Source organism: Gordonia sp. 852002-51296_SCH5728562-b (assembly GCF_001665475.1).
Lineage (GTDB): Bacteria > Actinomycetota > Actinomycetes > Mycobacteriales > Mycobacteriaceae > Gordonia > Gordonia sputi.
In genome coordinates this window covers 78,277-87,670 of record NZ_LZMI01000008.1, presented here as the reverse complement: position 1 = coordinate 87,670, position 9,394 = coordinate 78,277, and the positions used below count along the sequence as shown (strand labels likewise).

Genomic DNA, 9,394 nt, shown 5'->3' with positions numbered 1-9,394 from the left:
TCGGACCGGCAGGCGACTAATTAGGCTGTACTAAGGGACCGGGCGGAACGACCGCCGACGATTGGAAGGATTCATCATGACAAACCCCTTTGACGACGAAAACGGACGCTTCTTCGTGCTTGTGAACGATGAGAACCAGCACTCGCTCTGGCCGACGTTCGCCGACATCCCGGCCGGATGGACAAAGGTTTTCGGCGAGGACAGTCGGGCGGCGTGTTTGGAGTATGTCGAGCAGAACTGGACGGATCTTCGTCCGAAGAGCCTCATCGACGCGATGGAAGCGGACAAGTCCGCCGGAGAGGTGAACTGAACGTCGCGTCGCCAGGGACGGAGCTCGATGGCGAAGACCGCCTGGTGGACGCCCGGCGGTAACGAGAAGTATCACGACGGTGTCTCAAGTTCACTCCAGCATCGTTGGTCCCCTTGGTGAAGATTTGTCTCCGGAGTTACATTTGCGGAGGGTTGGACTTCTCTCTCTGATGTGTTATAGGTCACAATTTGCAAACGAGCTGTTTCTCAATTCGTTACCGACAGGGAATGCTTGGTGGTACCAGAGCCGCCGCGTCCACTGGGGAGAGTGGTTGAGGTGTTGTCATCATCGACTCGGGGGACGGGCATATGAACGATTTGCTACAGGACATCGAGTCCCGAGCGCAGGTGACGCCGTGGATGCCCGCCGTCCGTGTGTCGGGCACCATGGTCACCTATGGCGAGCTCGGTAGCGCGCTGTCGTCTTACGGCACAGTCGTCGAGAAGTACGGAATGTCGCGCGAGTCCGCGTTCTACGCGGCCATCATGCACACGATGCCAGCGCTTGCCTCGCTTGATGACGTCGACGAGCAGAGCGTGATTGTCGACCAGGTCGTCGGGTGGCTCAGTCGCCACCTGCCGCCCTCTGCGGGTGGCCTGCAGGTCGCGGGCTGAGCGACCCACAGCTCGTCACAACCCGGCGATCGCCAGCACGAGCAGCAGGATCGGAATGCCGATCACGGCCGCGATGGTTCCGAGGATGATTCCGGTGACCGCGCGGCCGCTGCCGCGATAGCGGGTCGGGTGTCGATGGATCTGTCGAACACCTGCGGCACCGAGCGCGATCGACATGAGCCCCGCGACCCCGCCGATGCCCAGTACCGGAATGAGCGGGAACGCCGCCAACGCGGTCACCAACGACGCCGTCGTCAAGGGAGACGTTCGTGGCTGCGCAGGCACCTGGCCCACGAGCGATACCGGATGAACCGTCGGGATCACCGTCGGCATGAGTATCGCGTTTTCGCGATGGGCGAGGTCCCAGTAGTCGCCGACCTCCGGTAGCGGAGTATCTCGGGATGTATCTCGTGTCCGTACGCGAAGGCCCTCAATGGGCACCGGATTGCGTTGCGGCCGCTGCGCGTGGGTCGTGACCGGCCCGGAGTGGCTGTCGGGGGTATGAGAACCCGACGGGGAATCCGGTAGTAAGGGCAGCGACATCGACTCGAGCACGTTCGATTGTGGCCAGCGCTGGTAACGATCGGTGATCGCCGGTTCGATCGGCGCGGTGTGGTGTTCGGTTCGCATCGGCCCTCCTCGCAACGAGTCTACCGACGCACACCGCGCCGCCCCGGAGAAGAAAATCCGGAACGGCGCGGTGTGGGTGTATCGGTGTTGCCCGAGACGGCGAATCAGCCGCCGTGCTGGCCCATCATCGACGAGAGCTGCGTGACGGCATTGCCGGACAGCTTCCACTCGCCGTCGACCTTTACGTACGAGAGCGTGATGTTGGCGGGGTTGGACGTGTGCGGGCTCTTGACCTCCACGCTGGCATCAGCAGCGTTGTCGCCGGTCTTCTTGACCTCGGTCACGGTGTAGACATCGGGTCCGTAACCCGCTGCAGACGCGCCCTTGGCGTACGCCTGGATCGCGGTCTTGGTGACCGGGTTGCTGGTGTCGACGACCTTCTCGAGCTCATCGGACGAAGTGTTGGGGTCGACGGCCTTGCGGAGGATGCCCTGGGCGTCGGAGTTGGTCAGGCCCGCGATGGCCGCGGCGGCCTGGCTCGTCGCCTCGGTGACCTTGCTGGTGGCGCTTGCGACGGTATCGCTGGCGCTGTCCGAACCTGAACAGCCCGCTACAGCGACAAGTGCGGCGCCCGCGATCATGGCTGCCGCGAGAGACTTCCGAAGCTTCATTGCTACTCCTGACGACGAATTGTAAGGCCACACTAACCGATCGCTTGACGTCGACAAGGGGCGGTACCTCGCGTGGGAATTAACCGGACCGTGGTCCGGTTATGGCGAGTGAAAGGTTTCGTATCCGTCATTCCAGGAGGCATGACATGCAGTTCGGACTGTTTTCCGTCAGCGACATCACGGCCGACCCTACGACGGGAGTCGAGCCGACAGAACATGAGCGCATCAAGGCGTCGGTGGCGATCGCGAAGAAGGCCGAGGACATCGGCCTCGATGTGTATGCCATCGGCGAGCACCACAATCCACCGTTCTTCTCGTCGTCACCGACGACGACGCTCGCCTACATCGCAGCTCAGACAAGCAAGCTGCACCTCTCCACCGCGACGACTCTGATCACCACCAACGACCCGGTCAAGATCGCTGAGGACTTTGCCATGTTGCAACACCTTGCCGATGGCCGCGTCGACCTGATGCTCGGTCGTGGCAACACCGGCCCGGTGTACCCGTGGTTCGGCAAGGACATCCGTCAGGGCATCCCGCTGGCCATCGAGAACTACCACCTGCTGCACCGGTTGTGGACCGAGGACGTCGTCGACTGGGAAGGCAAGTTCCGCACCCCGCTGCAGTCGTTTACCTCGACGCCGCGTCCGCTCGACGACGTCGCGCCGTTCGTGTGGCACGGGTCGATCCGCAGCCCGGAAATCGCCGAACAGGCCGCCTATTACGGCGACGGCTTCTTCGCCAACCACATCTTCTGGCCAGCTGAGCACTCAAAGCGACTGATCGATTTCTATCGGGAGCGCTACGAGCACTACGGACACGGAAAGGCGCACCAGGCGATCGTCGGACTCGGCGGTCAGTTCTTCATCAGGAAGAACTCCCAGGACGCCGTCAACGAGTTCCGTCCCTACTTCGACAACGCGCCCGTGTACGGGCACGGACCGTCGTTGGAGGACTTCAGTCGCGAGACGCCGCTCACCGTCGGCAGCCCGCAGGAGTTCATCGACCGCACGCTCTCGTTCCGCGACACCTTCGGCGACTACCAGCGCCAGCTGTTCCTCGTCGACCACGCGGGCCTGCCGCTCAAGACGGTCCTCGAGCAGCTCGATGAGCTCGGCGAGGTGCTCCCCGAACTCCGCAAGGGGTTCGCGGAAGGGCGCCCGGCCGACGTTCCCGACGCTCCTACGCACGCCTCGCTCGTCGCGGAACGCGACGCAGAGGAGCTTGCAGGGCAGGAAGCACAGGTGAACGCATGAAGCCGGTAACGCTCGTCGCGGTCAACGCCGGACTCAGTGAACCGTCGTCGACGAGGATGCTCGTCGACCGGCTCACCGACGACGCCGCGTCGCTCGTGCGATCGCAGGGCGGCGATGTCGACGTGCAGATCATCGATCTGCGTGATCTCGCCGTCGACATCGGGCGTTCGCTGGCAACCGGTTTCGCGACCGGTGCTGCCGGTGACGCCATCCGGTCCGTGCAGGACGCCGACGCGCTCATCGTCGCGACCCCGGTGTTCAACGCGTCGTACTCAGGCCTGTTCAAGTCGTTCTTCGACCTCGTCGATGTCGATGCGATGGAGGGTAAGCCGGTACTCATCGCGGCGACCGGTGGGAGCCCCCGGCACTCGATGGTCCTCGACCACGCGCTGCGTCCGTTGTTCGGCTACCTGCGCACCGTCGTCGTACCGACCGGCGTCTACGCGGCGTCGGAGGACTGGGCGTCGACCTCCGGCGACACGGCAACGCTGTCCGACCGAATCCGTCGGGCCGCAACACAATTGGTGGCGCTCATGCCCACCGGAACGAATCGGCGGGCGGTTGCGTCGCAGGCCTCGGACGCTGATCGCGGCGAGCAGCGGATATACGCGGGCGAGGAGGCGGGCATCGCCAACTTCGCTCGCCTGCTGGCCGGCGACTGAGCGATAGAGACTGGCCGAAACAGACTGACCGTCTATGCGCGCCCGGGAGTGTTCTCCCGGGCGCGCAGTCGTGTGCCAGGAAGTGTCGGCGCGGGCAGATGCTGCACCTCGCCGGTGTACCCCTGCACCTGGCCGAAGCGTTCACTGTGGGCCATCCACTCCTCGCGCGCTGCCACGATCTCCTCGTGCGTGCGGCCGACGAAGTTCCACCACATGATGATGTCGTCGTCGAACGGCGCGCCACCGAGCACGATGACCCGCGCGTCGTCGTCGCCGCGATTGGCGAGGACGACGGTTTCGGCACCGACTCCGACGTAGCCGAGTTCGGTGCGCTCGAGCGGGCCCGTCGTCGAATCGACGATCTCCACGCGTCCCGAGTCGACGAGGAATCCGTGTTCGAATCCGGGGTCGACGTCGAGGGTGACGTCGGTTCCCGGCGGGATGCGCAGTTCAGCGCCCAGTAGCGGCGTGAACGTCTCGACCGGCGACGTGCTGCCGAGCAACGTCCCGAGAAAGACGAGTGCCGTCACGCCGCCGACGGTGATCGCCGGCGGCGCGTAATGGGCGAAGTAGCGAGCGGTGTTCGCCGCGTCTGCCGGGAGTGCGACCCACAACTGCACGCCGTGTAGGACCGTGGTGTCGGGAGTGGAGACCTCGGTATGGGCAATGCCGTGGCCCGAAGTCATCAGGTTCAGTTCGCCCGGACGCACCATCGCATGATTGCCCATCGTGTCCCGATGCTCGATCTCACCGGTGAAAAGCCAACTGACCGTTTGCAATCCGATGTGCGGATGCGGAGGCACATCCATGCCGCCGGTGGCCGAGACGTCGTCGGGTCCGTAATGGTCGGCGAAACACCACGCTCCGATCAGCGACCGCTCCCGCTGCGGCAGGGTGCGGTGGACAGTCATGGCACGCGGGCCGCCGAGCGGTACGTCGCGCGCGGTGAGCACCTCGACCCGCAGCGATCCGTCGTGATCGGGGTCGGCGTTCTCGACCTCGGTCTGACAGTCGATTTCGGCCGGATGTGCTTCGAGGTTGCTCATGGCGTCACGCCTTTCGGCTTCTGTGCTTTTCGGCTTTGGGCTTTTCGGCCTTTGGGGCTGATGACGCCAGTCTAGGAACAGTCGGGTCGACGACGCGTGCGCGGTGCGATCGGTGAGCTGCCGGCAGGCCGAATCTCAGAGATCGGTCGCGTCGTCGAACGTCATGGCCAGGTGTCCCACCGACATGGTGATGGCGGCGTGCCGGGCCAACTTCAGGCCGCGTAGTTCGTCCGCGATCGGGTGTCCGCCGAGCGTGAGGGTTGCGCCGCCGATGCGGGCCCGGACGCCGCTCAGCGATCCGAGTCGCCACGGTATGGAGCGCAGCTTTCCGTCGAGGCACGAGTAGGCGGTGAGTTCCGCGTCGCCCGGAGCCGCGGGGACCGGCAGGCCCGGTGCGGTCTCGAGGGCAGCGATGAGGCGTCCGTCCTCCGAAACACTGCCGCGCTTACGCGAGCCATCGTGGTCGACATCGAAATCGGCGAGAAACTTGGGAAAGCCCCAGATCCCGCGTCCAGCCTGTCGGGTGAACTCACCGTCGACGGGGAGTCGATGGATCAGCGCGTGCGCATCGCCGCGCACCACAGAGCCGAGCGCGCTGAGCGGAGACGCGGGCGCAGTCGGATTCTCGACGAGCAGGCACACCCCGAACTCGTTGTACGGGCCGAGATCTCCGTCGACATAGTCGACGAACACCAGCATCACCATGCCGCGGCCCGGGCGTATCCGCAGCGGACGAAGCGGAGAGGCGCCCGACGCCGCTATGGTTCTCGCCATCGCGTCGGCGTCGGCGGTGAATCCCGCAGCGATGCACCGCGCATCTCTGACCTCGACGGGTATCGTGAGCGTGGTACCTGCGACGGTGTGGGTCGACGGGGAGGACATGAGGCCCCTTTCTGACAGCGATGTATTCGGGCGGCGACGTTTTCTGCAGCGATGTATTCGGGCGGCGACTTCGGGCAGCGAAGTACGCGGGCAGCCGCGTGCTGGCAGCGAGCGCCCGAGCGTGCCGCGACGAACAAACAAGAACGTGTTCTAGTTTGGCATACCGTCTGCTCTCCCGGTCTGAATGTGTGTCTTATCGATAGATGTGGCTGCTGCAGCGCCCACATCTGTCGATGGGACACACATTTAGCGTGCGGCTTTCGGCGCCGATTCTTGCGAATGCAACAAAGGCCCCATTTAGGGGACTACCGACATGTCAGACCTAATCCTTACTATTTGCTGAGTGTTGGGGATCGCTGTCGTAACGACATGATGTAAGGACGTAACGGTGACCGTAGTAACAGAGACCGGGGGTGCCCTCGGGGCGCCATCGCCCGTGCCTGTGTCCCCTGTTGTCGCAGATCGCGGCGCGGCGTCGAATTCATTCGGCTCCGCCCAGATCGCCCGGATGGACGACTACCGCCACGGCCATGACGCCGCCGTGGCACGTCGGCCGATGCTGTCGCGCCGCGAGGTCGAGGTGTTGTTGACCTGGCTGCGTGCGGAATCAAAAGAGGACGCCGCGGCGACGCTGTTCATTTCAGCCTCGACCGTGAGCACCCACCTCGCGCGCATTCGCACGAAGTACACGGCCGCGGGTCGCCCCGCCCCGACGAAGACGCACCTGCTGGCTCGCGCTCTGCAGGACGGCTACACCAGCCTCGACCGCTGGTGAGGTCTCACGCCCCGATGTCGCGGGCGAGAGACGGCCAGGTCTGGTGCAGGTCGTCCTGCCAGTAGCCCCATGAGTGGCTTCCGGCGGGACGCAGATTGACCTTGGCGGGAATGCCGAGCTGAGCGAGGCGCGTCGCCATCTGGCGTGTGCACTGATCGATGCCGAACTCGATCGCGCCGCCGAGCAGAGCCTGGTTCGCCAGTACCAGCCCGTCGCCGTCGATCGACGGATCGGACAGGCGTTCGTGCTTGCCGGGAAGCCCGGTGCCCGCGGTCATATAGACCCTGGTGCCGCGTAGCTTCGCCGCGTTGAGATAGGGATCGTTGGCCCGCCAGCCGGGTCCGTTCAGCGGTCCCCACATATTGACCATGTTGCCTCCGCCGCGGTTCTCGACGACGAAGCGGATGTATTGCTGCCCGACCGGGTCGCTGGTGCGCGCGCAGCCGCTGAACGCGGCAATCGAGCGGTACAGACCGGGGGCAGCGAGCGCGAGGTTGAACACCGTGGTCCCGGCCATCGAGATGCCCGCTGCAGCAACCTTTCCCGTGGTCGGGAAGCGCTTGCCGATCAGTGGTGGCAGCTCTTTGGTGAGGAACGTCTGCCACTTGTTGCGGCCGAGGACCGGGTCGTCGCGTTGCCAATCGGTGTAGTACGAGAACGCACCGCCGATCGGGGTCACGACATACACGTTCTTGTCGGCGAAGAACTTCTTGTAGTCGGTGCGGGCATCCCAGGTGGCCGAATCCTCGCCACCGCCTGCACCGTTGAGCAGGTACAGCGTCGGTGCCGCACGGGTGCGGTTCTTCGGGGTCAACACCGTGACCGGGACGATTCGATCCATCGACGCCGAGTGCACCATCAGCGTCACCTGCTGGGGTGAATCGTCGGTGGAACTGACGATGCTCGACGTCGGCGCCGCCTGTGCGGGTGCTGTCGCCCCGAGGAACGCGGCCAGCATGAGCCCAAGGGTCAGCCAGATCAGGTGTTGTCGACGCATTGTTCACTCCTGCGATCACTCGGGACTTCTCCGAGGCCGCCCTCTCGGCGATCTCCACCCCGTAGCCGTGCGTCGCGGCTACAGCGCGACCTGCGTCAGGATATCTGTCGTCGGTTGAGGCGATCCACCCTGTGGCTCGATGGTCACCGCGAGCACGGACGAGTCGTCGAGCGAATCGATCACGTGCGGGGCAGCGGAGCCGGTACCCGCGACGAGGCCCGCCGACACCGGCGTGGCTGCTTTGCCGATCAGCCACAACTGGAACGTCTGGTCCGCGGCGATGGGATTGCGCTGGTCACGCACCACGGCTACGGCGCGGTTCGCCGACTTCGAACTCACGACGGTGATGGTGCCCCGATTGTCGGCGAGCGACGAAACCGTCGACCGCGCGTCCGGTGCGGCGAGAATGTCGGACACCTGTTGGGCGGTGGTCGACGACGGTGTCTGCTCCGGCGCCGTGGTGCGCCCGATGAGTACACCCGCACCGAGTGCGACGGCCACCGCGACCGCCGCGGCGCCGACCGCGAGTGCCGCGCGCCCGCGTCTGCTGCGCGCACGGTCGATCGGGACGACGGCCGACGGCTCTGAGTTACTTTCGGCGGTCCCTGGCTCTGAGTCACTCTCGGCGGTCCCCGGTTGCTCGGTGTCGGAGACGCCCCGTTGCTCGGTGTCGGAGACGCCCCGTTGCTCGGTGTCGGAGACGGATTCCGGGTCGGCGCTGAATGCGCGGTCGAGGACCGTCGCGCGCAGTTCGGCGGGCGCGGCGAGTGCGAATCCACTCGCGAGGTCGGTGATGGCCGACTGGATGTCGGTGATGCGGGCGAGGTAGATCCGGAGTTCGACGGCGCTGAGGTCGTCGAGTTCGCGGCGCACGCGTTCGGTCTCGGCGGGCGTCAGCGCGTCGATGGCGTACAGCTCGACGTGGTCGTCGAGCCACTCGGTGTCAGCCATCGGCTTCTCCGTGCAGACACTTCTTGAGCCGTCGGAGGCCGTCGCGGATGCGGGATTTGATGGTCGGTAGCGGAGTGGACGTGACCGCGGCGACCTCGGGGTAGGTCATGCCGTTGAAGTACGACATCTCGATGCTGGCGCGCTGAAGCTCTGTCAGCCGATCGAGGCACGTGTGCAGGGTGCGGGTCTCCTCGCGGTCGACGACCACCTCGAGCGGGATCGGGTGCGGGGTGCTCGCGTTGCCTGCGCCGTACTCGGCGGCTTTGCGCTGCTGGAGTTCTTCGGTGCGGACACGGTCGACGGCGCGCCGGTGCGCGATCGTCATCATCCACGTGATCACCGAGCCGCGCGACGGCTGATACTGGTCGGCCTTCTGCCAGTACTGCAGGTACGACTCCTGTACGATCTCCTCGGCGTAGTGCACGTCACGGATCACCCGCAGGGCGAGGCCGTAGATGCGCGCGCTGGTGAGGTCGTAGAGCTGAGAAAATGCAGCGCGGTCGCCGCCGGAAGAGGCGGTCAACAGATCACGAAGGGTGCTGGCTTCCGACGTCGAGCCTGCGGGGCGGTCGTCGTCTCCCGTCGCTGCGTGGCCCGATGTCACTCCACCACCGTAGCCACGCCCGAGCTCGGGTGTGGCGGTTCGGTCCATACGGCGTC

At 65.3% G+C, this 9,394-nt stretch carries 12 protein-coding genes; 5 read left to right on the top strand and 7 right to left on the bottom strand.

Annotated features, from left to right (window positions below):
* The first annotated feature begins 76 nt into the window (after window positions 1-76).
* Both A5766_RS01540 and A5766_RS01535 read left to right on the top strand, forming a co-directional pair.
* Window positions 77-310: an MbtH family protein gene (locus A5766_RS01540; protein ID WP_064903141.1), complete on the top strand. Its 234-nt coding sequence runs from the start codon at window positions 77-79 to the stop codon at window positions 308-310.
* Window positions 311-618: 308 nt separating this feature from the next.
* Window positions 619-924 carry a hypothetical protein gene (locus A5766_RS01535; RefSeq protein WP_064903119.1) on the top strand — a complete coding sequence of 102 codons (306 nt, stop codon included), beginning with the start codon at window positions 619-621 and terminating at the stop codon, window positions 922-924.
* 15 nt (window positions 925-939) lie between these two features.
* On the opposite strand, the gene A5766_RS01530 is transcribed toward A5766_RS01535, so the two are convergent.
* Window positions 940-1,554 (bottom strand): DUF4190 domain-containing protein, encoded by a 615-nt coding sequence (locus tag A5766_RS01530; protein WP_005208424.1) that lies wholly within the window; start codon window positions 1,552-1,554, stop codon window positions 940-942.
* A gap of 104 nt (window positions 1,555-1,658) precedes the next feature.
* Window positions 1,659-2,165, bottom strand: coding sequence for a hypothetical protein (locus A5766_RS01525; RefSeq protein WP_005208423.1), 507 nt, complete (start codon window positions 2,163-2,165; stop codon window positions 1,659-1,661).
* Window positions 2,166-2,311: 146 nt separating this feature from the next.
* Here A5766_RS01525 and A5766_RS01520 point away from each other — a divergent pair, with 146 nt between their 5' ends.
* Complete coding sequence (locus A5766_RS01520; RefSeq protein WP_005208422.1) at window positions 2,312-3,421, top strand: LLM class flavin-dependent oxidoreductase; 1,110 nt, start codon at window positions 2,312-2,314, stop codon at window positions 3,419-3,421.
* Window positions 3,418-4,083 (top strand): FMN reductase, encoded by a 666-nt coding sequence (locus A5766_RS01515; RefSeq protein ID WP_005208421.1) that lies wholly within the window; start codon window positions 3,418-3,420, stop codon window positions 4,081-4,083. Before A5766_RS01520 ends, A5766_RS01515 begins: the two co-directional genes overlap by 4 nt.
* 32 nt (window positions 4,084-4,115) lie before the next feature.
* On the opposite strand, the gene A5766_RS01510 is transcribed toward A5766_RS01515, so the two are convergent.
* Together A5766_RS01510 and A5766_RS01505 are read right to left on the bottom strand one after the other, a co-directional pair.
* Window positions 4,116-5,129 carry a pirin family protein gene (locus tag A5766_RS01510; RefSeq protein ID WP_005208420.1) on the bottom strand — a complete coding sequence of 338 codons (1,014 nt, stop codon included), beginning with the start codon at window positions 5,127-5,129 and terminating at the stop codon, window positions 4,116-4,118.
* Window positions 5,130-5,264: 135 nt separating this feature from the next.
* Entirely contained in the window at window positions 5,265-6,011 is a 747-nt protein-coding gene (locus A5766_RS01505; RefSeq protein ID WP_005208419.1) for an acetoacetate decarboxylase family protein, read from the bottom strand.
* 442 nt (window positions 6,012-6,453) lie between these two features.
* On the opposite strand from A5766_RS01505, the gene A5766_RS01500 reads away from it, so the two are divergent.
* A complete protein-coding gene (locus A5766_RS01500; protein ID WP_051994091.1) occupies window positions 6,454-6,786 on the top strand; it encodes a LuxR C-terminal-related transcriptional regulator in 333 nt (110 codons plus the stop codon).
* Between the two features lie 4 nt (window positions 6,787-6,790).
* On the opposite strand, the gene A5766_RS01495 is transcribed toward A5766_RS01500, so the two are convergent.
* From A5766_RS01495 to A5766_RS01485, 3 genes are all read right to left on the bottom strand, one after another.
* Window positions 6,791-7,783: an alpha/beta hydrolase gene (locus A5766_RS01495; protein WP_005208417.1), complete on the bottom strand. Its 993-nt coding sequence runs from the start codon at window positions 7,781-7,783 to the stop codon at window positions 6,791-6,793.
* Between the two features lie 78 nt (window positions 7,784-7,861).
* Complete coding sequence (locus tag A5766_RS01490) at window positions 7,862-8,734, bottom strand: anti-sigma factor (protein ID WP_005208416.1); 873 nt, start codon at window positions 8,732-8,734, stop codon at window positions 7,862-7,864.
* Window positions 8,727-9,386 carry a sigma-70 family RNA polymerase sigma factor gene (locus A5766_RS01485; RefSeq protein WP_005208415.1) on the bottom strand — a complete coding sequence of 220 codons (660 nt, stop codon included), beginning with the start codon at window positions 9,384-9,386 and terminating at the stop codon, window positions 8,727-8,729. Before A5766_RS01485 ends, A5766_RS01490 begins: the two co-directional genes overlap by 8 nt.
* Between the last annotated feature and the right edge of the window lie 8 nt (window positions 9,387-9,394).